The following is a 24229-nucleotide window of genomic DNA, read 5'->3' on the forward strand; positions in this document are numbered from 1 at the left end:
TGCACAGGCGCAGCCCCGAATGAAGTTAGGCTTTGGCACAAAGAATTGCAACACTGGCATTTCTATTCAGCAGTGGCTTTCTTTCGTTATTTCTTTGTATTGTCTTGAAGGAGTTTGTCAAACTGTGTCCAGTTCAGGGAGATGATTTTCGCATACCTGGGCGTCCAGTCAAGTCCTCCTTTTGATATTTTTAAGGTGCCTAGCTTGCCGCCGTCCTGGGTCACATCAATGATCACGTCGGAACTTCCAATCTCAGTGGAAGGCAAATTGAGTTTTACGCTGTGTTTGGGCATGGTAAATGTTTTTGGTTTGTGTACTGGTTGAGTCTCTATCAGGCTTTGATCGTTTTGACTAACAGCAATTCAAGCAAATTGACCTACCGAATATACACAATCACACTTATTTCTTTTACAGTCTCTATGGGTGCGCCTCTGTTAACCAGGATCCCTTCGCCAAAAAAATCAGGATCAAATCCTGAGCGAAAGGTCTTCCCAGCTATTGATATCGTGCAATTTGGAGCGCTTCGATTACTGCTACCCACTGCGACAAATGTATCCACTATTGAGAAGACTTACGTACCGACTTTTTAGTATTTCGGCGAACGCATGGGGCGGATATTTATTCTAATGCAGTAAGAATTTTGCTCATGATGTTATACGATCTTCTGTGGGCGTACCTCTGACCATATGCACTGGAGGTAAGTGCGATAACAATTTCCTTTTCTGGAATCACTATCAGGTGGTTACCCCCGTTTCCGGATGCAAACAAATAGTCGATATTTTTACCTCCAAAACTTCTGTGAGACTTGTACCACATCAATCCGTAAGCGTCAGCAAAAGGATTGTAGTCAGAGATGTTAAACACCTCACTGCCTATTAACTCCTTCAAATACTTCAAATCCATTATTTGATTGCCGTTCCACTTCCCCTGGTTACTGATGAGTACGCCAAGCTTGGCAAAGTCTAGGGTTCGCAAGTATAAATTACCCGCAGCTCCCGTCTGGTTGGCAGCATTGGTGTACCAGTAAAAATCTCTGATCCCCAATGGATCGAACAATTTCACTTTGGCAAAATCTTTAAGGCTCATGCCCGATGTTTCTTCAATGACCGCCCCAATGAGAAGGGCATTGATGTCTGCATACACCCACTTTTTCCCCGGAGTAGAAACCAGTGGTACATTGAGCAGATAGCCCTTCCAATCGTCTTTGGCGATCCAATTGACCGCATGACCGAAAGTGTCGGAGTTGTCGGAATCAGCATCCAGTCCCGACGACATGTTGAGAAGATGCCGGAGAGTGATTTTCTTATAGTCTTCGTTGACAGATGGGTACTTATTCTTTGGAAAAAATGAATACACATCCTGGTCTAAGCTTTGCACCAAACCGTCCTTCATCGCTACACCCAACAACATGGCCGTGATACTTTTTCCGGCCGACCGGATGTCATGAACGGTGTTTCTCCAATAAGTGCTAAAGTATTCTTCAACGACAATTTTGTTGCTTTTAATGACCACCACCCCTCTGAAGTCGTTGGGTGGTGTGTCCTCGATAAATCTCAGGAGATTTTGAATTGAATCAACGTTAAAGCCAGCCTCTTTGAGGCTGGTGGCTGGAAGATCAGAAACTGGGTTCTTCAGTTTATCCTGCCCAAATAAATGCAGGTGGGTAAGCAGACATAGGAAGGTAAGAAATTGTTTCATGATGGGTAATAGCTGGATTAGTTTGCAGTGAAACTACCAAGAACTAAATACTTTGGATGCTATGTTGGCGCTTTTTTGCGCTATGGGTTAAAACCGCAACTTTTCTTTCAAGATTTGAAATTGCATGTCGACAACGGATTGATTTTGACCATGCCCTGCTCCCGGTATTAAATAGTATGCCTTGTCAGGAGCAGATATCTTGTCAAAATATGCACTACTTATTTCTGATGCAGTTGATATATCTTTTTCTCCTTGAACTAAATATACTGGGATTTCAAATTCAATAGCATCTCTATTAAAATTCACATCCCTGGCCATTGATTTAATCCCCATTTTTTCATGCCCGGCAAAGTATAAAAATGAATAATCTTCGCCATTATATCTATTTTTTTGGTCGACTTCATTATTGTACTCTGGCGCAATTTCCCACCAATCAACTGGGGCAGGGATAGCATCTTTTTGTTCATATTGTTTTACTATTCTGATCATTTGCCCAAAACTTCTGGCATCTTTATAGGGTGGTTTTCCCAGTAGATTTAGCTTCTGAATTGAGGTAGAATCATCCGATTCTCTGGCTAGTTCAAGCACCTTGTCGTAAGCATAACTATGGTTTTCATTGAAATCCACAAACTGCGAGTTGCCGATATAAGCAAAAAATAGATCCGGTCGAGCTATCGCCATTTTGGTTCCGAGTATTGAACCCCATGAAGTACCTATTAGTATTACTTTCTGCTTGTTAAGCTGTTTTGTGAGATATTCGGCCAATTCCACTCCATCCTTTACCATTTGATCTATAGATAGTTCGTTTTCTATCCAGTAGTCCTCATCTACTTCATTTGGGGCATTTCGCCCAAAGGTTCTGCCAGCACCTCTTTGGTCCCAGGTGACAAGAATATACTCCTTCTTCCATTCTTCATAAATGTTGTCACTATATGGGCTCGTAACACTGCCTGGGCCACCATGAAGAAACAATATGACAGGTTTTGTACGATTTCCCTTTATGGTAACCCAATGCTCAATGCCATTTATCGGGATGTATTTTTCTTCGAAAATTTGATCTTTGATAGCGGCACTAATATTAATACCTTCAGAAGGTGACTTTGCAAGCGCCAATTCCGCTTTACTGTCTTTTTCGTTTTCTTTTAGTTGAGCCGAACATAAAAATGGTAGCAGAGATAGAACAAGTGTGGGTGTGATTTTCATGTGTATATTATTTGATTTTTGATTGTCACATGGAATTCGCCATAAACTTATTCATCCTTGGTTAGTATAATAAGGACGCTAAGTTTATGCTCATTCCATGATTCTAAATTTTGATTGCTATTAATAATTTGAACCAAAACTGCATCTGAAAAGCACACGAGTCGACCGAATAAAAAAAGTCGAACGCATTTGTGGACACTAAATGCGTTCGACTTTCTATTGGAAACGTTCGACTTTTTTACAAGTCGCTTATAATCAATTGGTTCTAAATGCCGTAGGGGTTTGATTGGTAAATTTTTTGAAAGCAGTATTAAACGATGATTTCGAATTGAACCCTACTTGATAGAGAATCTCTAAAATAGTAAGTTTCTTATTAGACGGGTCTTTCATAAGTTCCTTGGCTTTTTCGATTCGGAATTCATTTATGAAATCAAAAAAATGCTGATTTGAATGGCGATTAATTAAGAGGGATAAATCACGAACAGGAATAGTCACCTGTTTGGATAATTCTTGTATTGTTAGTGATGGCTCCAGATAGGGTTCGTTCTCTAAGACATACTTTTTCACAAAATCCATTTGTGAATTCATTTCAACTGACTTTTGTGCATCAAGCGCCCCCTCATCGGAAGCAATAGGTTTTGTTTTTAGTTCTTTATTTAATGCTATCATATCAGCATCAACACCTTTAAAAAGCGTCGGGTTTTTTAACGCCTTTAATACAAACCAGCAGCTTATGATGAGTGCACAAATTCCGATAATTATATTAGACCAGTTGAGTAACAAATGATAGTCAGTATATGAAAGCAAGTAGCTACAGACAACAAAGCTATGTGAGACTAAAAGAAGCACTGTCATCTGGAACAGCCATTTGTAGGAAGAGTTACTTGAATTAGTATGATTCTCAGAGTAAACGGATTTGTAATTTTTCAAAATCTTAAAAACTGCCAACATATAAAATACATACTGCAGCTCTCTCAGCACATAGAAAAAACGTATTTCAAGCATCTGTTTGAAATGCTCATAAATGTAAGGGCTGTCGACTGCTCTCGCTAAATAGAACCTGGGAACAAGCGCCACATTTGCGATAAGGAATGGAATGCTAAGCAGAAAATATTTAGGTTTTAATCGAAAATCAGAATAACAAGTGGCTTTGACATACAAATAGAATAGGGGTAGAATTAGCAAACTAGTTGCCATTCTGAAAACCTCAAAATTCAAGCCGGCATCAATATACTTGTCAGTAAAAAAGCTACTTATGTCGAATACTGAGAGGATGAGAAAACCGGAAAAAAGCTTATTCGAGAGTTTGTTTTGTGCGTCCACCGTTTGCAGAAAAAAAGCAAAAAGCAGCATTAAAAAAGCGGTAATTAAAATAACAGCATCTAAAAAGATGAATTTGTCCATTTAACTATTTTTTATCAAATAATCCGTTCTAAGCATGAAAACAGGCGATTTCTTATTGATGTCATACCCTTCTTATAATTATAACAATATAGCCTCACAATTCCTGTTTTTGGAAACCCTGCCAAGGTGAGAGTTGTGAATCCTCATCAATGGGCAGCCAACGCTCCGTTAAGCTAGTTTTAACTCGCCCGAAAGGCACTTTTGAATAAAGCTAAATCCCCAGGACCTCCTTCAACTTGGCATAGCCACTCTGACTCAGCGGAATACGGGTGCCACTTCTCAAAAGGGCAAGATGGCTGTCTTTTTCCGCCGCCTCAATGCGGGTAAGCTCCTGCAGGTTCATCAGGTACGAACGATGGATCCGCACAAATTGCTTGGGGTCGAGTACTTTTTCAAAATGACCCATGGTTTTCTTTTTCAGGTAAAAGCCCTCCTTTGTGTGAATTTTCACATAGTCGTCGTAGGCTTCCAGGTAGTGCACGGTGTGAATCGGCAGGATGACGATGTTATTGCCCTTTTTCACAACAATACGTAGGCGCTCTTCGGGCAGTGAAGTGTTTTCAAGTAGTTCCGTTGTGTCCTGCGGCGCACCGCCTTGCAGGCTTCGCCACTTCTGAATGGCCTTGTCGAACCGCTCTTTGCTGAAGGGCTTGAGCAGGTAATCCAGCGCATGTTGTTCAAAAGCCTGAATGGCATACTCGTCGAAGGCAGTGGTAAAAATGACCGTTGGAGGGTTCTCTACCAGTTCGAGCATCTCAAAGCCATTGATTTTTGGCATCTGAATGTCGAGAAAAATAAGGTCAGGCTTATGTTGCGCAATCGCTTTTACGCCTTCAAACCCGTCGTTGCATTCGTCAACAATGGCAATGTCGGCATAAGCGCTGAGGTATTCTTTTACCATGCTGCGGGCCAGCGGCTCGTCATCTATTAGTATCACTTTGGTCATATCGATGGAGGAATTTTGATAGTGGTGGTAAATTCTCCTCCCTGCTGTGAGGTGAGAAGCAAATCGTTTCTATGATAAAGCAGGTACAGTCTGCGTTTTACCGACGACAATCCAAAGCCAGTTCCTCTGGCAGTGACTGACGTTTCAGGATCGAAAGGGTTCTTTATTTCAATGTGCAGCATGGTGCCCTCCATGGCGGCCTTCACGGAAACGGTGATTTCTCCTACCGTGTCATACAGCCCGAATTTGATGGCGTTCTCCACTATGGGCTGCAACAGCAGCGAAGGGAGTTTGTGGGCCACGCATTCATCGTTTTGTAAAATTTCTACTCTTAGCCTATGACCAAATCTCACCTTTTCGATATCGAGGTAAAGCTGTAAATGCTTCAGCTCTTCTTCCAGCGTCACGAGCTTGCCGTCTTCTTTCTTGACCGTGCCCCGCAAAAAATCAGATAGCTGATGGATCATGCTGCGGGCTTCCTCGGGGCGTGTACCTACCAGTGCGCTGATAGAATTGAGGCTGTTGAACAGAAAGTGGGGCTGCAATTGCTGGCGAAGCTGGCTGAGTTCTACCTCACGGGAAAGCTTCATCGCATCCTCCTTCCGTTGTTCTGTTTCCGTCCGTTCGGTGACATACACCCAAAACCAGGTGAGTATGGCCACCAGCAGCATCATAAGCAACCCAACGGTGCCACGAATCGACAGGGTGCTGGCAAGAAACTCCTCATAGCCAGGCGTTTTGGCATTGACCTGTTCGAGGATAAATTGCTGTGCCACAAGGCAAATAATGCTTAAGACAATTGCCCGCATAAGCACAAATATTGCCGTGCGTCGGCCAGGCTGATAGGCATGCATGGAGGTGTTCATGGTGTAGCCCGCCACAGCATAGATCAATTGAGTGATGGAAGCATCCGTCAGTGCCGTTTCCCAGTCAAAGCCAGCATGCAGCATGGCGTAGGTTTGGACGGCCATCCAAAACATCCACCAGGCCAGGTAGCTCAGGGCAATGGTGGTGTGGGAAACGAGTGGTTTGGTCATGTTACAACACAGGGTTATGCATCAGTTGGAGCAATGCCGCCTTTTGATGTACATAATGAACATAGGCGGTGCTTTCTTCCGGTTCGTGAATTTGCGAAAATAATTCAACTCCATCTTTCAATTCGTCAACCGGAATCACATCGCAAACGTCGATGAACTTCCACTTCACTGTTTGATTATGCACGTTGGCAAAAGTATCTTCTTCACTACGGCCAAGCATTCGTGCTTTCTGAAAAGCCTCTTCATCACTATTAGCTTGTATCAGCCGCAGCGTTTCATCAAACTGCGGCCGATCTCCTGCGCAAATCTCAAAGACGATTTTTGACAAGTACCATTCCATCACTAGTAGCTCTTGATATCCAGTCCGCCGAACATCACTGTGCCCTTCAGTATCAGCACTTTGCTGTTGTCATCGGCCTGCACTATTGGTCGCTTGTCGTCGATGCCTCCCAAAATGGCCGTGGCCTCGTTCCTGATATTCCAATGAGGCGGTACTATCAGCTTAACGCCACCGAAAGCCACACTGAAATCCATCACGATGGTGCCCTGGAAGTCGGCTTGCATCAGGTCCAGATCGGTGCCACCAAAAATGTTGTCAACTCTTCCTCCCTGGAAGTTCTTAGTGATTATCTTTTTTTTCACACCCCCGAAAAGCACAGAAGAGTCGATAAAGTCATCGGAAGAGTTTTCCGTGGTAAGTCCTTTCTCCCACCGGTTCTGTTTTGGTCTCAGGATCATATAGAGACCGGCGCCTATGATAATGACAGGCCAGAAAACATGGCGATACTCATAGCCCAGTAGTTCATCCTGAACTAGAAAGATGGTTCCAATGACAATAGGCACTATCCATCCACCAGGCTGAAACGACCTGCGTGCACCAATGAACAATCCTACGCCGATCAGGATCATTTCCCAGGAGAAGATCCAGCGAGGCACATCGAGGTGCATTTGCCTGGCCAATAGCACCGAGCCAATGACTATCAGAATTACTCCCGCAAGCGGGCGATTAGATTTTGGAGAAGCCCTTTGGGCGTTTTCCGGAGAAGTGTTTCGTTTATCCATTTGATTAAGTTTTTCTGAAAGTAACGGCAGAAAAATGACCCAGGCTACAGCAAAACGGCCACGACCGGAGAGAAGTCGGTGAACAAGGGATTAGCGTCGGTAAACGAAGTCACCCCCACTTCAATCCCACGCCCCAGGCACCAACGGCACTGATAAGAAGCACGGAGCCTTCGTTGTACACGTCGTCGAGGGAGATGCTTAGGATATTGATGCCCAGCACATACCAAAGCCCAACGGCCAGCAAACCTACCAGCACACCGCCACTGAACGACTTCCAGGAAAATTTGCTGTCGCTCTTGAGGTATTTAACGCTGGCTCCAATGAGCCCACCTATGAGTGTGAAAAGGAGAAAGGTGTAAGGAAAGTCGTACTGAAAGCCCTCCAGGTTAGAGCTAAAGCCAGTGGAGAAGGCGGCCAGCTTCACCGGCCCGTCGCCCTGGGAGCGGATGTAGACGGTTTTTGTTTCGTTGTTGCTCAACACAAAGCTCTCTTCGGACAATGTGCCGGCCCCTTCTTCAAACAAGAACCTGATTTCAGCGCTGCCGCTTCCTATCCCTTTCAAAATGACTTCAACGGGTACTTCTTGTATGCCATACCCTTGTGCAAACTTCTTGCGGGCTTTGATCGTAAGGGGTGACTTCACCCCCACTTTGGTTATATACCCCTCGGGGTTCAGTCGGGTACGGAGCCTCAGCTCTGCCGAATCCTTCAAGTTGTCGGTAGCTGTGAGCTTGATGCTTGACGAGGGCAGGTTGAGATGATCAATCTCTATCCAGCCCGGGCTGATGCCTCCTATTTCCAGAGAGGCGGGCTCAATGAAGACAGGGTCGATTGTAGGTAAATGGCCGCCGCCCGACTCGGGCAACAGAATGAAATTGATACTGCCCAAAAAGGCGTTTTGAGAAAAGTCGTACTGCAGCGGCAGCGCCGAGGTGAAAAAGATGTAGTATCTGATGTCCTGACTTTCGGTTTGGCCTGGCAGCACAAACACTTCGGGGATCAGCTGTTCTGGTGATACGGTTGTGTCGCCCGTTGTGAAAACTGGCCGTGTTTCCTGCTGCTGGAGCACCTCCCTGGCTTCGGCACCGGCTACTTCCACTTTGTCGCCAAAGCGAACCGCCTTTAGTTGGTTTTGCCGCAGGGTGATTTCACCGTCTTCAACAATGTTGATCTCAGGCACAGCTTCTTGCTGCTGAAACGTGGCCTCTCTCAGCTGTGTGGAATTGGCTTTGAAGATCTTACCAAGCTTGTCCCGGTCGATTTTTCGATCCTGAGCTGTTGCACCCTGCTGGAAGCAAATGACTAGCAGAAGAATGAAACCAAGAACGAACCACAGTGTATGTTTTTCCTTGAAGTCCATAAATTTTGATCAGCTGGTTTACTTACGTAATATACTAAATACAAAAAAGTCCTCTCTGAAAATAGCTGCCAGATGTCCTCACGCCTTCCTCACCACCACAGGGCTTAATGCCAAACTTGGATCCGACTTCCAGGGGCTGCCTTTCTCCAGCGACAGGTATTCCGCTACTCTCCCATCGAAATGCTTGATATTGATGCCTGGGTACGAAGTATCCAGGTCTTTGTAATGGCGCACCAGGTCCCTTTGCCGCCGCAAAGTGGTTTTGAGCAAATGGATGACGATCTCTCTCGTGTGGTCTTTACTTACCAAAAAATCGTACAGCCATTCCTCTAGCTTACCCTGCTTTTTCTTCACCTGGCTCAGGTAGCTGATCACAGCGAAAGGTGGCAGTGGCCCATAGTGGTCAACAATAGTATGTTGAGCCCCTTCTACTTTCGACCCAAACTCTTCATCCCATGCATTCATTTTATCAATCGACGGCAGATCAATGTCGGTGATGACAAGCGTGTCGTACCAAAATCTCTTCGAAGAGGGCAGGAATTTGTGCGTTCTGAGAGGAACGTCGTTTTTCTGTGACCACTCCTGCATATGCCGGAAAAGAGGCTTGTTGAACGTCAGTATATCGTGATGGGACGTCAAATGATCAGGTTTGCGTTTGAACACCGCCTTGAATTTCTCATACTGTGCATCGAGTTCAGCCTTGATCTGATCAACAAAACCCTCCCGCTCGTAGTCCGTATCGAAGTCGGTGTATTTGCGGAAATATTTGCCATTGAGCAGGTTGCTTACATCCCCGGTTGATACGGGTTCGCCCGATGTGATGGTGAAATGTAGCCCCACATGGGTGGTTTCGTACAGCTTACGGCTGTCACCCACCCGTTCATAGCTGCACAGGAAGTCGTGCCAAGCTTTGAGGTAATCGCCTTTGGTATCTCCAGGTCGGTTAACGAATACGGCGATGGAGTTGATCCTACCATACCTTAGCGCTACTTTAGCACCCATATCAATATCGTCCACCACACCAATATCATCGGCAGTGACAATTAGTTTTTTCTCTATAAATGGCACTTCGGAATTGGCGTTGATAGCGCCGCTCCACACAAAGGTTTGGTTGGCTAGCACGTACCAAATGTCGATTTCCTTGTACATCTCGCCTCTGATGGCATGCGAAACCTCTACCATGGTTCCGACGGGCAAGGCAGGCGCTCTTTTTGCCCTGACGGTCGGCTTATCCAGCCTTACATTCACCAGCTGAGTAACGGTTCCTTTGATCTTTTCCATTACCCAACTGCTTTTGTTTCCACCGCATCTGCCTTTCTGGGGTCTTCCTTCGCTGCCACCGGCATTTGCAGGGAGCTTCTGATTTTCACCAGTTTATTTAGCAGGTCGAACCAAAAGGGGCCACCCAACGAAATAGCAAAGGCTGTAATGAGGTAGCCAAATCCGGGCCAGGTGTCGGCTTCTTCTTTTTGGCTGCTCAACACAGCATTGTATTTCGCAATTTCGCTTTTTACGGAGTCCATGTACTGCTTCTGCTTAGTAAAAGTTTCCGCATCGACACCGTCGGGATGCTGCGCCAGGAACTCAGTTGCCCCTGCCACAAACATCGCCCGCATGTCTTCGTTCTTCGACAGGTCCGACGCAATTAGAATCGTGTCCACTTTAAATGCAATCGCCAGGCCGAGTCCTATCAGGAAGGTCAGGAAAGTCACCTTACGCTTATACCAGCCGACAATGCGATCCATTTGCTCGTTGTACCATTTCTCTATCAACGCCTTGAATTTCTCTATGTCATTGGCGGCATCGTACCAAAGCGATTTCAGCTGGTAGTTGGTTTCTTTATCGATGGTAAAGGGTTGGAGAATTTCAGCACTACTGCGATTGGCTTTCTTTTGAAGATCACCTTTGAGGTAGGCCAACTCCTCAGAAAAGGCCTCGAATTCAAACAGATCCTTTTTGGCGTCAAGCTGGCTGATATCGCTTTCAAGTTGATCGATCCGGCCTTGCAATTCCTTCAGGTCAAACCGGGGAATGATGCCGAGCGAGGCGCTGATGTTTTCTCCTTCGTCGTCGTAATCGCCACTTCTCAACAGGTCAATTATGGCAGCACTGAACCTATCGGGTGCGATGTAAGAAGGCCTGCTGGTTGCCAGGCTAACCAATCCCTTCTGTGCCAGAAATTTAATAGACGGGTGCTTGTAGAAAGCTTCTGTGAAGCCGTTGCCACGAAAGGCAATAAAGAGATTGAGAAAAGTGTAGTTGAATCTATTGGTGTTACCGTCATCCGAAAGCATCCTGTCAATACCTGCGAGAAGGTTTTTGCCCCTGGAGCCAAACGAAGAGGTGACGGACTCCACAATGGTGGTAGCAAAAAGACTGTACAACAAAAAAATGAATATCAGGCTGATGAAGACATCGAGCACAACAAGTCCGGTCATTGCAGTAGGTGGTTGATAAGACAATGAATTTCAGCAAATTTTCACACCCTTGCAATCCCTATTTATCGGTATTTTGATGATAACAATCTAATAATCATGTCATTATCAATTATTCTACGCACAATTCAATGAAATGAACTCAAAAAGACGCTTTCGATGACAGCCGGCTTGCCAGGGCCTTATGTAACATTTTACAAGGCAAGTTGAGCGCCTGGCGAAATATTTGGCTGTCGATTGCTATCTTCACTCCATGTCTAGCCGCCTACTCCTCACCTTCGCACTTCCTGCTGTTCTCGCCCTTGCCATTATTAGCTGTAGCCAACAACCAGATGACGCTACCCTGGCTAAGGGCAAGGACTTGTTTACCAAACACTGCATGTCATGCCACGGGCTACAGGATGACGGCATAGGCCCACCGCTTGGAGGTGTGACTTCAGTACTGGCAGAGAAGCAGCTCATTGCGTTCATTCAAGACCCATCAAAATATATTGACTCAGAGGATGTCAGGTTTTCATTACTTAAGCAAAAGTACAAGCTGGTGATGCCACCTTTTGAATGGTTGCTGGAAGAAGATATCAGCGCTATTGTGGCCTACCTCAAGCAGCAAACTGAGCTGTTCGATATTCCCCCTTTGGATGTGGCGCAACAAAGCAAAGAAGCAGGACTGTCAGGGCAACTGGTAAGTGAGCCTCAACCATCAGGTATCAGTATAGAACTGGAAGAGGTCGTTCAGCTACCAGCTTTGGGTGAATCTTCCGACCTCGGCGTGGTCACACTGCGCTCCTCTCCCGTTGGCGATGGTGCCATATTTGCCAGCGACCAGCATGGCGTGATCTATCGCATCAAAGATAGAAAGGCGGCGGTGTTTATGAATCTCAGAAACGAGCTTCCCGACTTCCAAAGTGGCCCGGGTATCGCCACCGGCCTTGGTAGTTTCGATTTTCATCCGGATTTTCAAAACAACGGCCTGGTCTATATAAGCCATGCCGAAGGCTATAAGGGCCAGCCAGCTGATTATGTCGTCTCCGACACACTCCGGTCGGTGGCGCAGTGGATCGTTGGCGAATGGAAGGCCGACAATCCGAAGGACACGGTTTTCTCAGGAAGCTACAGGGAACTGCTGCGGGTGCATGCTCCTACCTTTGCCCATGGTATGCAAGACGTCGGGTTCATTCCTGGTTTGGATAAAACCCATCCCGACTATGGCTTGCTGTATTTTGGTTATGGTGACGGTGGCTCCAACAACATCCACCACCCGGAGCTGGGCCATCACCCTCAATCGTTTCTGGGGAGCATCATGAGGATTGATCCCGCTGGAAGCAACAGCAAAAACGGTAAATACGGGATACCGGCAGACAACCCTTTCGCACAGGATACTGGTGATGGCGTGGTCAGGGAAATATATGCTTACGGCTTCCGCAACCCTCACCGTATGGCCTGGGATGAAGCCAATGACCACAGAATGTTCGTCACCGACATCGGGGAGGCCAATATTGAAGAGTTGAATATTGTAGTAGCCGGTGGCGACTATGGCTGGCCGGTGCGGGAAGGCAACTACGGTATCAATACAATAAAGAATCTCAAAGCCGTTTATGAGCTCAGCGCTACAGACAAGGCGCTTTACAAAGGCCCATTTGCCCAATACGACCATGAAACGGGCAATGCCATCAGCGGTGGCTATGTGTACAGGGGAAATCTGGAAGCCCTCAAAGACAAGTATGTGTTCGGCGACGTTGTAAACGGCAAGCTGTTCTTTGTTAATAACAACCCACAGCTCAACGATTCAACGATTTACCAACTCTCGGTTGCCAAAAACGGAAAGGAAACCACCATGCGGGAGCTAACAGGCATCAAGCGTCAGCATTTGCGCATTGGCTACGACCGTGTCGAAAAAGAGATGTATGTCATAACCAAGGTCGACGGAAGGATCTGGAAGATCGTCAGGGCCTACTGACGGGAGGCCAGCTAACAGCGAAGGTTCAAGCAGATTGGTACTGGGAGTGAATACTTAGGCGATTAATAAAAAAACAAAAGGTCCAAGCGAGACGCATTGAACCAGTTTTGTTTTTTTATTAACGGCTCGCATGAACTATTTACCGTTTTTTTACCAGACAATTCTCAGAAATGGAGATCGATTCAACGATAACTCTTGGAGGGTTTCAATATTAAGACTCCCTTCAATGTTGTCGAACTGCTATTCAGGTATTTTAGCGGCCTGCCTCGCCAGCATTTTCCACTGACCGCCCTCCTTTCTCCATACCATCAAAATGATAATGTCGACCTTTGAAGGATAGCCAGGGTTGTTGGCATCGGCCACCAGCCTGTGCCTCACAATAGCGTTGTCGCCGGATATTTTGATCGTTTGATTCAGGATATCCACTTTGCTAAAGTTGGTCCAGCGCTTCATGAATTCATCAATAAAGCCCTGCTTGTCTCTGACTGTGCCGCTGGAGTGTACATACTCCAGGTCGTCGCTGGCAAGGGAAGCCAGCACGTCGCTATCGGGCTCCGTCATAGCCTGACGAAAACGCTCAACAGCCTCAGCCACCAGTTTTTCTTCAAGCCCTTGTTGCACCGGAGCGAACTTGAGACAAACCGGTTTATCGACAGCAATACTTTGGCCTGTAGAAGTCAAGAGACCTGTGGTTTCATCTCGCCGGAAAACAATCACTTCATTCGTACCCTGGTTAGCTACCAGCAGGAACCTACCCGTCGGGTCAATAGCGAAATTCCTGGGCGTTTTACCCATTGCTGGTTGCCTACCTATTCTTGTTAGTTTTCCCTTTTGACCAATGGAATAAATGGCTATTTCGTTGGCGTCTCCCCGGTTCGAAGCATACAAGAACTTCCCATCGGGCGACATATGAATATCAGCTCCTGACAAACGCCCATTAAACCCTTTGTCCACCATGCTGATGATCTGCTTTTCCTTCAGCCTGCCTTCCTGATAGTCGAGCGCCATCACGGCACCCTGTAGTTCCAATACCAGGTAAGCATATCGGCCATTGGGATGGAACACAAGGTGCCTTGGCCCGGCACCTTTGGGCACCGAAAACCATGGCTTCGAAGCTGGTTTCAGTATTTCGCCTGATGTGGTACTCAGTTCGTACTGGTACACCCTGTCCGTTCCCAGGTCGGGTACCATCAGGTAGCGCCCATCGGGGGACAGTACTGTCGCATGCACATGGGGTGCTTCCTGCCTTTCTTTGTTCACACTGCTCCCCTGGTGCTGAAGAAGCTGCACACTTGCCTGGTCGAACGATCCATCGGCATTGGTGCGAACAGCTTCCGTATTGCCGCCGCCGTAGTTGCCTACAAAAACAGTGCTGCCATCGGGAGCTGCTGACACGTAGCAAGATCCCGCTGAAGGAACACTATTGAGGAACGATAGCTGACCCGTGCCGGGGTTCAAAGTGTAGGCATTGACTTTGGAGCCACTTACCGCATACAGATTGGTTTGGTCGTCGCTCACGGCTAGAAAGGAAGCGTTATCCAGCTCGGCAACCGGCTGCACCTTTCTCAAAGCGCCAGTTCCACCGTCGAACTGATAAGTATGGATGCCGTTGGGGCCGGCCTCAGTGGCATATGTACCTATGAAAAGGAAAGATTGATTTGTGTTTTGGGCTTTGCCGGAGGTGGCACCCATTAAACAGCACAGGAAGACAAAAGCTATCTTTTTCATTCAGAAGGGTGTTTGTGAAAACAATGTTACTTGTTGGTGCTAAAGTACCAGATTTCAATCAATTGTGCCTGTTTGCTTATACTATCGGCACAAGGCTTCTCTAAACTCGGGCCATTTAAAGCCTCGAAGCAGCGGCACAGGTTTTCCTACCCGGCCACAGCCCACAACACACCCCCGACGACGGCCACAATAGCACCACCCAGCAGCATGTGTTTTAGTTTATCCTGCCACATCTTGTTGATCTGCCGCTTCAGCTCCTTGTTTTGTTCTTTTAACTCCTGAATCATCGCATCCAGGTCGGTTGTATTTGCTTCAAGGTTTTTGTTGGTATCGTTAAGGCTGACTGACAAGCTCGTAAGCCTGGCCACGACTTCATTTAACGCTCCAATTTGAACGTTGCCCTCGGTGTTATTGTCCAGCAGCTTCTCCAGAGATTCTTTGGTCGTGGTGAGTTGTGTAAGCAAGCGTTTGTTTACACCAATATTCGTATTGTACCGTTGAAGCAATGCTTCATACTTATAGGTAAGTTCATTGATTTGGTATATCACACTGGAGCTCAGTAAAGAAGCAGTGTCGGCCTCTATGGCCACTGTGTCGCCCCGAAACAAGGTCATTTTTGTGTCCTGTGACGTAAACGCCTTTACCTGAGCCTGGATTTCCACGCTGTAACTAACTATAAAAAACAAGATGGCTAAATACCTCATATCCAATTATTTTTCATTGAGGAGCGTTCTAAGGCTTCTTATCGTTTCCACATCGTCCAACTCAAGGGTATCCACCTCCTGAATGATCTCCACGATATTGGCATGTGCAGAGGCAATCAGTAGCGTGCTTTGCCTGTTTACACTGTCCAGGCGCTGGCTAATGGAGTCAAGGCTCATTGTGGTCTGGTCAAGTGACATTTTAATTTCCTGGTATTTCAAAAGGGTGCTTTTGTAGTTCTTGCTTAGCTCAGCAAAGTTCTCTGTCAAAGCCTCGTAGTTTTTTTGAATCTCCCTGAGGTTCTTAATTCTTTTGCTTTGAAAAAGGCTAAGTGCAGCCAGCCCAAGGGCCGCAGCTATAAGTAAATAGACAAGAATGCTTTTCATAGTTTGGTTGAAGTAGGTTGGCATGAATTCCGTTCAACAAAATAGGAAAATTTCGAGCAAAAGAGAATGCTGACGCAGACGCAAGAGTAAATAGCGAATACCAAGAGCTCAGTTCCTGGTATCCCATGCCGCAAACACCCCTCTAAAATGGCGACATCAGCCAGCAGCCATTGAGCAGGCAAGCTGTACATTTGTTCTATCACTTAAACCAACTATTATGAAAAGGATCAACATCCTCTATTGGGTATTCACCAGTCTGTTTGGCGGCTTCATGATGTTTTCCGCTATCCCCGACATTATTTCTGTGCCGGAAGCAGTTGAAATGGTGTCCGGCCAGCTGGGCTACCCTGAATATATTATTCCCTTCCTTGGTGTGGCCAAAGCACTTGGTGTAATTGCCCTTTTTATACCCAGATTCCCAAGGGTCAAAGAATGGGCATATGCCGGACTGACTTTCGACCTCATAGGCGCTGCGTATTCAGGCATTGCTGTTGATGGATTTGAACCTGCCATGCTGATGATGGTAGTGATATTTGGAATTGAGGCACTGTCTTACGTCTACTATCACAAAAAATTGAAAGCAACTGAGTTATAAACAGTGGCATGCGGCACTAGCCGGTGCTGCATATCTCCAGATATTTAAGCGGTCTCCAAGTTCCTCTTTGACTTTCTGTAAAGAAACGAGTTGAAGATGTTTCGCTTGCCAAACCTGTAGGGCTTGTCGGAGTTGATCAGGCCTTGATAGACGTGCTTTGTCACACCAAAATACTCATAGGTGGTGCCATCTAAAAAGGTTACTTCAAGCACCAATCCTTTGAGCTTGAAATCGACGATGCCAGATTCAGTTGTGGTAGTGGTGTACTCAGCCAAATTGGCTTCTTTGGTTTCAGGAGCAATGCTTACCAGAAAATGGTAAGCATCGATGATTTGTAAACTTTTCTGCTTTGCCTCGGCAGCTTTTTCATCATCCTGCTGAAACTTATCAGGATGCCACTCTTTCACCAGGTTCCTGTAAGTGGTTTTTAGTTGTTTAAGGTCTGTATCTGCCTCAGCATTAAACAGTTTCCTGTATTCATTGATGCGCTTCATTGCTGCCCTCGGTTAATTCGGCTGCAAAGCTAGAGATTTAAATGATCGAAAGCGAGGTAGCGCTAAAATTGAGCAGGCAAATTTTCCTCTGCTTCGATTTCTATATTTTGCATGCGGCATCCGGTTTTTTTTGATTGTCTCACCTTACTATCACCTGCTGTTTTCCTTCCGACAGCCTTATCAAAAATCCAGATATCTCATTTCTCCTTCACGCACATTTAAGAAGTTATAGACGAGTAAGATCAGGAAGACATACCACAAGATGATCAACCAATTGGCTGCTTTCCTTCCAACATACATCACCAAAAAAGTGTACATTCTATTAATTTAAAAATAACAACGTCCTGAATACCCCCAATGCTTCGATAAAGGAGCCCTCTTTTATCCAGGCAAAACTAACAACCACAAAATTGAAAGTCAGGATCACGGATACGATTCTCCACAGTATTTGAGCTAACCGGTTCCTAAAATCAAATTGAAAATGTTTATCGAATAATTGCCAGGCAGCTATTCCAATGCCATGAAAAATTCCCCAAATGACATACCTCATAGAAACTTCGTGCCAGAGACCTAGAACCAGCATCGATGAAACGATTGCAATAATTGGCATTCTGGTGTATGAAGCGATCGGCAGGAAGATGTAGTCCTTACACCATTGTGACAAAGATATATGCCACCTTTTCCAAAAGTCATTTATGTTTATTGCAAGGAAGGGGAAGTTAAAATTCTCTACCACTCTTATTCCCATTAACAGTGAAATACCAATAGCAATATCAGAATAGCCAGCGAACTGAAAATATGAGTTGGCTGCATATCGAATGCAATCAAGATAACTGGCCAGCCATTTGTGTTCCTCTCCCAGGTTAAAAATAAACTTATACAACCCATTGGAAATAAAATAGTTACCAAGTATAACTATTTTTACATATCCGTATAAAATTCGCTCCAGACCTAACGAAAAGACATCCGCATCCCATCTCCTTCGGCGGATTTCACGTTCCCATTCCGGATATCGGTTAATTGGCCCCACCAAAAACACTGGAAAGAAGAATAAATAAGACATAAAGCTGGCAAACTTTACATCGTTAATATTGCCCTTATACACTTCCAAACAAAAATGTAATTGCCTAAAAATGTAGTAGGACATTCCTAAAGGAAGGGCTCTGTTTCGAATAAAATCATCTGGAGAAGCGAAATCAACTTTGAAAAATAAAAATATGACTGCTAGTATTGTACCAATGACAAGGATGGCCAATTTTTCTTTTGTAAGTCTGTCAAGCGTATAATATGTAAAAATGCTTGTAGTAACTAGAACTGCTAATGACAAAGCATCAAGATATGCAAGCAAAAAAAAGCTAACCATGCCAACGGCCTTTATCTGATAGTCCTCGGGCAAAAGCCAGCAACCAAGTAGTGCGGGTAGAGTTGCAAGAAGGATGATTGATAGTTCTTCCACTGCTACTCCTCGTTTTTTGCTCTAACGAAAGGCATCACTCGCCCTCCGACCTGGTCAATGAACCAGCTAGTATACATTTGCTCTCCTTTAGGATTCATGTGAGCAAGGTCAAAGTAACAATTGAACGGCATGTCTCTGTCGATGTCCAGAAAGTCAAAGCCAAAATCACCCTCGTACCATTCAACTAAGTCTTTGTAAGCGCTTGAGTCTCGAAGAGAATCCATCACATTTTCTAACTTATTGGGGTAGGGAATGTTGATCGCCACTAGTTTGATGTCATTCTCTGTCATCTGACGCAGGAATCTCCCCAATCCAACCTTCTCTGCACCATCAATTACCCTTGTTAGTTCTATTTCCTTTAGTTTTTCATCTAGCTTCAAGCTGTCTCCGATATTCAATTGCAGTTCATTGTCGTTTGGAGGAAAAACTATATTTGACCTTTTGCCTTCATTTTGAAACAGTTCTCTTAAAGCTCGGGTGCTTATTCTCTTGCCGAGTGTGAATTTTTCTTCTTCGTAAAAGGTAATCAGGGATTCCTGGATAAATAAGTAGTGAGGGCTAAATGCTGTGATTTCATCAATTAAGATTTCGCTCTGATAGAAGTCACTCACACTCCCACCTCTGCGATAAACTTTCACAACTGAAAAATCCGCACTGTATCTTTCCTTCAACTTCTTTTCAATTTCTTCAGCGTCATTTAGTCCCTGATGAATCAGAGAACTACCAATAAGAACGATTCTTATTTGATCGGCTGAGACACTTTTCTTTTTCTCAAAAGTGTTATGCAACTGCAAACCAAAATATTCATTCTCCAAATGAGTAAAATACTCCTTCGAAAAAATCAGGCAGAGCAGGGCGATAGCAAAAGTCAATATCCAAACCTTAATAGGTGGCGATGTCATTGCCCAGCGACTTTTTTTTGAACGATTGATTCAAGAGCTTCAAGTGTCGATATTCCCAAAATATCTTTGGTAGTCAGTTGTATTTTGAAATAGTCCTCCACATTTGTGGCCAACGACAAATGTGCAAGCGAATCCCACCCCACTATGTTGCTTGAGTGCTTGCTGAAATCGCTGTCTTCAATTTGAGTATTAAAGGCCTTAACCGCCAACTTTTTAATGTCCGTACGAATAGATTCTGATTTGCCATTATCGTCCACTGAGCTCATGGCTATTGTCTTTCTTAACTCATCAATCTGAACTTTTCCCGAGAGGCCCTTTGGAAGACTATTTACAAAATAGATAGCCGACGGCAGTTTTTCCGATTCTATATGCATCTGACAATAACCAATGATGTCAATGGGGCTCAACTTTCTGTTTGCCTCAAGCACCACCGCTGCATAAATCTTTTCTCCCCAAATAGGATCATTCTGACCGAACACGTGTGCCTCAAGGATATCTGGGTGTTGATTGAGAATCTCAATGATTTCTTCGGGGTACACATTAATACCTCCTTTAATAATGACATTCTTCAACCGACCCTTGATATAATAAATACCAGAAGGGTCACGAAATGCCAAATCACCGGTCATAAAGAACCTCTGGTGAAAATTATTATCATCTGAATTTAAGTAGGACTTGAAGACATTGTCGCCTTTTAAACCCAGTTCTCCGGTCACATTTTCTCCCAGTTCTCTACCATCTCTATCAAAGATAGCCGCTTCGCAATCTACAGGTTTCCCGACAGAACCGATAATCACGCTATCCGGAGAGGGCCCGGCGAACAAACCTCCTGCCACTGTCTCTGTCAGCCCATAAACATTTACAAGCTTTACTTGAAAGCGCTGCACTGTTTCATTCCAAAGCCCACTCTCCAGAAAAGATGCAGAAGATATCAAATACTTGAAATCGTTAGTTTCAAAGCATTTTTCATATCCCTCCGAATACTTGTTGATAAGCACAAGCATTGTTGGGACGGTCACAAAATGGGAAACTTTGAATTTGTAAACAGCGTCTAGTAAATGAGGAATTTTTGCAATTTCAAACTTGAACGGTCGTATTAATGAAACGTGATTGTAAGTGGCTAACAGGGCTCCTTGAACTAATCCGTCGGCATGATAGAGAGACAGAAAATTCATTATCACGGAGCTTTGGCTTAGCTCATACTGATTTGAAAGGGTTTTGAGATGGGCAAGAATATTCCCATGAGAAATTGGTACTCCTTTTGGGTTACCTGTTGAGCCAGACGTAAAAATGATATAGGCGATTTCATTATTACTTACGGCTCTAAAATCATCAGATTCCTCGATATCTTTCAAATAGAACTCAAAAGTATTTTTTTGTAGACTAGTTTCTTTTTTCAAGAGCTTGTTAAGTAATTTACTTGAGGATCCGGTCTGGGCTTCCACCGAAAAGGCCAGGCTTGTTTCCGGAAGCTCCCAGGCATCTGCATTTTCTTTGCTACAAATCCATCCGTGAATTGAAACTGTACTTAGAATCTTTTTAACCCTTTCCTTTTTTGCATCAGGATCAATAAGAACCACCGTTATGCCGTTAGCTAGCAACGCAAGAAAGCAGCTGATCATTTCGAAGTCGTCCGATACAGAGATCACCACATTATCTCCCGGCGATATACCACAATTCTTAACCGCACCAGATACTCGCCTTATCCTTGTCAGCAGATTCCCGTATGTATATTCAGAAGTATTCGATTTTAAAAAAACTTTTTTGGAGACTCTATCTTCGGCAAGCGCTTCAATAAAGCCTTTGAAACTTTCAACTTGCATGGTGTCCAGAATTAAGAGTCGCTAACATTTTCTTTTTGTCAATTTTTCCCCGCTGGTTTAAAATAAATTTTTCAACTTCAATGATTGTCCTTGGAACTTTACCTTTCCCCAGCAGATTTGAAAGGTGCAGTTTTAATTCCTGATCTGTTGGTTTTTGCGTCCTCTGGTCGGTGACCACGTAAAAAGCCACTAGATATTCTAGACCCTTTTCTGACATGCTGCCAACAAGCGCATCCTTTATTCCTTCATATTTTGACAGGCAGTCTTCCACTTCTTTGAAATACACGATTTCTCCACTTTCATTCTTTATCATGTCTCGTTTTCTTCCTTTGAGATAATAGTAACTATCATAGTCTCTGATTGCAAGGTCGCCGGTGTAGAGCCACCCATCTTCAAGAACTAAGTTTGATTCGCAGTCAGTCAGATAACCTTTCATGTGCCTGTCTGAATAGATTCGGAGATTTCCTATCTCTCCAGGTGCCACAAGGTCATCGTGATCATCCACTATTTGTGCGATAGAATCTATTTCAACCCCTATCGATCCTTCCTTTCCTTCTTTCCTATCAACAGGCTCCCCGAGACAAAATCCCGTGGTTTCCGTTAGTCCATAGTAGTTGTAAATTGGAATCCCAAATACGTTGTGGAATTCACTGATTAGCGAGGGGGGTAAATTGGCTCCAGTGCATATAATTCTGGATACACTAGAAATTTGGGCTTTAGCACGCATTCCTATTTTCAGGATTTGGCTAATCAACGCCGGAGTTGCTGTTAATATAGTGACTTCATGCATTTGGATTTCATCCATTAAGCTTAGAACAGTATTGTTGCTGCTAGTCTTAGGAGTCACAATGGTTACTCCTGCAAACAATGGCGCAACGCAGACGTTTCGAAGGCCACTCATAGAATCCAATTCAGCCGACATTAAAATACGATCTGAAGATTTCCAATGATATGATTCCGCTAAAAGTTTGCCACTCTCGTACAAGGCGCTATTAACAAGTTCTATCCCTTTGGGTTTCGCCGTGCTGCCAGAAGTATAAAGAACGGTAGCCACATCATCTGGCTTCAACTCCTCATTAGCTGAGTGAGCTACTTCGAAATCATCTTGCAGCCAGTTTGAGAATAAAGAAGGGATATCTATTTCCTCGTTATCAAAAACCACCACCTGGGTTTCTAAACGCAGCCTTAACTCTGTGTCAGCAAAAACAAGACTTGGAGGGGCCTCCTTTAGTATATCTTCCTTAATATGTAGTGGCAGGCTGGAGTTAATTATACTCACCTTTAGCCCCATTCCTGTGGCGGCCCAATACACCAAGATTGCCTCAAAGTGGGGTTTTGAAGAAATACATATCAAGCTGCCTTTTTTAAGGCCAGCCGCCCTCAGCCTAGCCTGAATAGCTTCAGTAAGCGCATTCGCTTCTTCAAAGCTTATTTCACTATCATCCTGGCTATTTATTATCACTGGTTGATCACTGTACATTAGGCTGGCTCGAGCCAACAAATGAGCTATCGTATGATCAGAATGGAGCGTGTTGACCGTCTGCTTCGAATGATATTGCTGCAACAACACTGCCTGCTCAGAAATTGGAAGTACTTGTAATATGTCCTTTTCTATAAGCTCGTCGATAGCCACGAATATCCCTGATCTGTCAAATCCAAATTTTTCAATCAGTTGATTCACCGAGTAACCATGCTGCGACAGGTATATAATTTTAGTTTGCTCTTCAGTTAGTTTGAAACCATGCGTCGATTGCACCTTTTTAATATAAACGGGGTGCCGATCCATCATGTGTCCAACCATTCCATTTAGATGCTCTCGATCAAGAGTAACGGCCTGGTTCGAAAGATCATACACAAAGAAAGGATTGATCAGAATTCGAAGCTCGTCAGTACTGTATTTTTTGTAGTCAAATGGCCTCAGTTTCTCACCCGCAAGTTTGTCGGGCAATATTGCGACCATTGCATTGTAGTCTTTGGTGCCAGGGTCACTGACAATGCTTGTGGGTTGAGCCAGGGAAAACATTTCAGGCTCGGACAGAACGAAAGCCTTATGACCTCTGCCTGCAAGAACTTTACTAAAATACGACTCGTAAGCCATTCCATGAAGCTGCCTTTCACCCCTTTCGAAGAAAGGCTCTGGCTCCGAGTTGGTCAGATGAATATGAGGAAAAATGAGTATACCGTCATCTTTAAGAACCCTGAGTAGTTCAGGTACTAAAACCTTCTGGTCGTACCTGTGAAGTGTGTCTAGTCCGTAAATGAAACTGGCTGTATCGCTCTGAAACGGGAGGGGCTTGTTTAAGTCGTGAAAAACTATTTCCAAATTAGTAGGTCTCACCGTTTTGCCGAGCCAAAAATCAAACCCCTGATAGCCAAGAGTGTCCTTGTTTCCTTCCCATATGGATATCACTTTTTGATTGGGAAACAGCCCAGCTAAAAAGAGCGAACTCCAACCTGTACGGCACCAAGTATCAATGATTACATCGCCAGCCTTTAAGTTGGCACTTATTAGATGTAAGAAAGGATATATTGATCTTGAAGACTCATTAAATGGTTGAAAGGCAGAGTAAGGGTCGAGTGTCTTTCTCCACTGTTTGACTCGCATGAAGTTTCTGTAGTCAGGCCTTTTTTCAATAATAAGGTCTTTAACACGATCAAAACAAGAATCATCATTGAGGTAGACATCACTGTCTGATTCCGTAAAATAGACGATGCCGTTAACGACCGGGATTTGGACGTGGCAGGTACTGCATTTTATCAAGTCGCCTTCTAGAGAGTCGTTATCACTCGACAAACTCTGACGAGAAAGTGCGGAAGAACAAAATGGACATCTATAGCTCCGTAGTTGCTCACTCATGTATCAGAAAAAATAATAACAAAAATAATATTCAAGGAATCCCATCACCGGGAACCAATTCTTGGTCGACGTGACCAAGTCTTACAATAAAAAATTCCGTGGCTGATCTGGCCAACAAACTACAAGTTCTTATATCAGAAAGGCAGCAATTTTAATACTCAAACCTAGAAAAATCATTTTATTA

At 44.5% G+C, this 24229-nt stretch carries 21 protein-coding genes; 2 read left to right on the forward strand and 19 right to left on the reverse strand.

The window, feature by feature from the left end; all coding sequences use genetic code 11:
• Positions 1-86: 86 nt before the first annotated feature.
• The 11 genes from GC130_RS02350 to GC130_RS02400 all read right to left on the reverse strand — a co-directional run bounded on the left by GC130_RS02350 (position 87) and on the right by GC130_RS02400 (position 11148).
• Positions 87-293: a hypothetical protein gene (locus GC130_RS02350; RefSeq protein WP_151996645.1), complete on the reverse strand. Its 207-nt coding sequence runs from the start codon at positions 291-293 to the stop codon at positions 87-89.
• A gap of 325 nt (positions 294-618) precedes the next feature.
• Positions 619-1698 (reverse strand): serine hydrolase, encoded by a 1080-nt coding sequence (locus tag GC130_RS02355; protein WP_151996646.1) that lies wholly within the window; start codon positions 1696-1698, stop codon positions 619-621.
• An 87-nt stretch (positions 1699-1785) separates the two neighbouring features.
• Positions 1786-2901, reverse strand: coding sequence for an alpha/beta hydrolase (locus GC130_RS02360; protein ID WP_151996647.1), 1116 nt, complete (start codon positions 2899-2901; stop codon positions 1786-1788).
• Between the two features lie 255 nt (positions 2902-3156).
• Entirely contained in the window at positions 3157-4305 is a 1149-nt protein-coding gene (locus GC130_RS02365; protein WP_151996648.1) for an AraC family transcriptional regulator, read from the reverse strand.
• A 211-nt stretch (positions 4306-4516) separates the two neighbouring features.
• Positions 4517-5251, reverse strand: coding sequence for a LytTR family DNA-binding domain-containing protein (locus GC130_RS02370; protein WP_151996649.1), 735 nt, complete (start codon positions 5249-5251; stop codon positions 4517-4519).
• The gene (locus GC130_RS02375; protein ID WP_151996650.1) at positions 5248-6288 is read right to left on the reverse strand and encodes a sensor histidine kinase; all 1041 of its coding nucleotides are present in this window, start codon (positions 6286-6288) and stop codon (positions 5248-5250) included. The genes GC130_RS02370 and GC130_RS02375 overlap by 4 nt, the downstream gene beginning before the upstream one ends.
• 1 nt (position 6289) lies before the next feature.
• Positions 6290-6628: a DUF4288 domain-containing protein gene (locus GC130_RS02380; protein ID WP_151996651.1), complete on the reverse strand. Its 339-nt coding sequence runs from the start codon at positions 6626-6628 to the stop codon at positions 6290-6292.
• A gap of 2 nt (positions 6629-6630) precedes the next feature.
• Positions 6631-7350, reverse strand: coding sequence for a LiaI-LiaF-like domain-containing protein (locus GC130_RS02385; protein WP_151996652.1), 720 nt, complete (start codon positions 7348-7350; stop codon positions 6631-6633).
• A gap of 109 nt (positions 7351-7459) precedes the next feature.
• On the reverse strand, positions 7460-8710 hold the full coding sequence (locus GC130_RS02390) for a hypothetical protein (protein WP_151996653.1): 1251 nt from the start codon (positions 8708-8710) through the stop codon (positions 7460-7462).
• A gap of 78 nt (positions 8711-8788) precedes the next feature.
• Positions 8789-9991, reverse strand: coding sequence for a ChbG/HpnK family deacetylase (locus tag GC130_RS02395; protein WP_151996654.1), 1203 nt, complete (start codon positions 9989-9991; stop codon positions 8789-8791).
• Positions 9991-11148 (reverse strand): hypothetical protein, encoded by a 1158-nt coding sequence (locus GC130_RS02400; RefSeq protein ID WP_151996655.1) that lies wholly within the window; start codon positions 11146-11148, stop codon positions 9991-9993. Before GC130_RS02400 ends, GC130_RS02395 begins: the two co-directional genes overlap by 1 nt.
• A 250-nt stretch (positions 11149-11398) precedes the next feature.
• Between GC130_RS02400 and GC130_RS02405 the strand changes: the two genes are divergently transcribed.
• Positions 11399-13102 carry a PQQ-dependent sugar dehydrogenase gene (locus tag GC130_RS02405; RefSeq protein ID WP_151996656.1) on the forward strand — a complete coding sequence of 568 codons (1704 nt, stop codon included), beginning with the start codon at positions 11399-11401 and terminating at the stop codon, positions 13100-13102.
• Between the two features lie 240 nt (positions 13103-13342).
• On the opposite strand, the gene GC130_RS02410 is transcribed toward GC130_RS02405, so the two are convergent.
• The 3 genes from GC130_RS02410 to GC130_RS02420 all read right to left on the reverse strand — a co-directional run bounded on the left by GC130_RS02410 (position 13343) and on the right by GC130_RS02420 (position 15918).
• Positions 13343-14830 carry a beta-propeller fold lactonase family protein gene (locus GC130_RS02410; protein WP_151996657.1) on the reverse strand — a complete coding sequence of 496 codons (1488 nt, stop codon included), beginning with the start codon at positions 14828-14830 and terminating at the stop codon, positions 13343-13345.
• A 146-nt stretch (positions 14831-14976) separates the two neighbouring features.
• Positions 14977-15534 carry a hypothetical protein gene (locus GC130_RS02415; RefSeq protein ID WP_151996658.1) on the reverse strand — a complete coding sequence of 186 codons (558 nt, stop codon included), beginning with the start codon at positions 15532-15534 and terminating at the stop codon, positions 14977-14979.
• 6 nt (positions 15535-15540) lie between these two features.
• Positions 15541-15918 (reverse strand): hypothetical protein, encoded by a 378-nt coding sequence (locus GC130_RS02420; protein ID WP_151996659.1) that lies wholly within the window; start codon positions 15916-15918, stop codon positions 15541-15543.
• A gap of 217 nt (positions 15919-16135) precedes the next feature.
• Here GC130_RS02420 and GC130_RS02425 point away from each other — a divergent pair, with 217 nt between their 5' ends.
• The gene (locus GC130_RS02425; RefSeq protein WP_151996660.1) at positions 16136-16513 is read left to right on the forward strand and encodes a DoxX family protein; all 378 of its coding nucleotides are present in this window, start codon (positions 16136-16138) and stop codon (positions 16511-16513) included.
• 44 nt (positions 16514-16557) lie between these two features.
• On the opposite strand, the gene GC130_RS02430 is transcribed toward GC130_RS02425, so the two are convergent.
• From GC130_RS02430 to GC130_RS02450, 5 genes are all read right to left on the reverse strand, one after another.
• Positions 16558-17007, reverse strand: coding sequence for a KTSC domain-containing protein (locus GC130_RS02430; RefSeq protein WP_151996661.1), 450 nt, complete (start codon positions 17005-17007; stop codon positions 16558-16560).
• 322 nt (positions 17008-17329) lie between these two features.
• Positions 17330-18463 carry an MBOAT family O-acyltransferase gene (locus GC130_RS02435; RefSeq protein ID WP_151996662.1) on the reverse strand — a complete coding sequence of 378 codons (1134 nt, stop codon included), beginning with the start codon at positions 18461-18463 and terminating at the stop codon, positions 17330-17332.
• 2 nt (positions 18464-18465) lie between these two features.
• Positions 18466-19365, reverse strand: coding sequence for an SGNH/GDSL hydrolase family protein (locus GC130_RS02440; protein ID WP_151996663.1), 900 nt, complete (start codon positions 19363-19365; stop codon positions 18466-18468).
• Positions 19362-21188, reverse strand: coding sequence for an AMP-binding protein (locus GC130_RS02445; protein ID WP_151996664.1), 1827 nt, complete (start codon positions 21186-21188; stop codon positions 19362-19364). The genes GC130_RS02440 and GC130_RS02445 overlap by 4 nt, the downstream gene beginning before the upstream one ends.
• Positions 21178-23511: a class I adenylate-forming enzyme family protein gene (locus tag GC130_RS02450; RefSeq protein ID WP_193217738.1), complete on the reverse strand. Its 2334-nt coding sequence runs from the start codon at positions 23509-23511 to the stop codon at positions 21178-21180. Before GC130_RS02450 ends, GC130_RS02445 begins: the two co-directional genes overlap by 11 nt.
• Positions 23512-24229: the final 718 nt, after the last annotated feature.

The sequence above is a fragment of the Imperialibacter sp. EC-SDR9 genome, assembly GCF_902498805.1.
Lineage (GTDB): Bacteria > Bacteroidota > Bacteroidia > Cytophagales > Cyclobacteriaceae > Imperialibacter.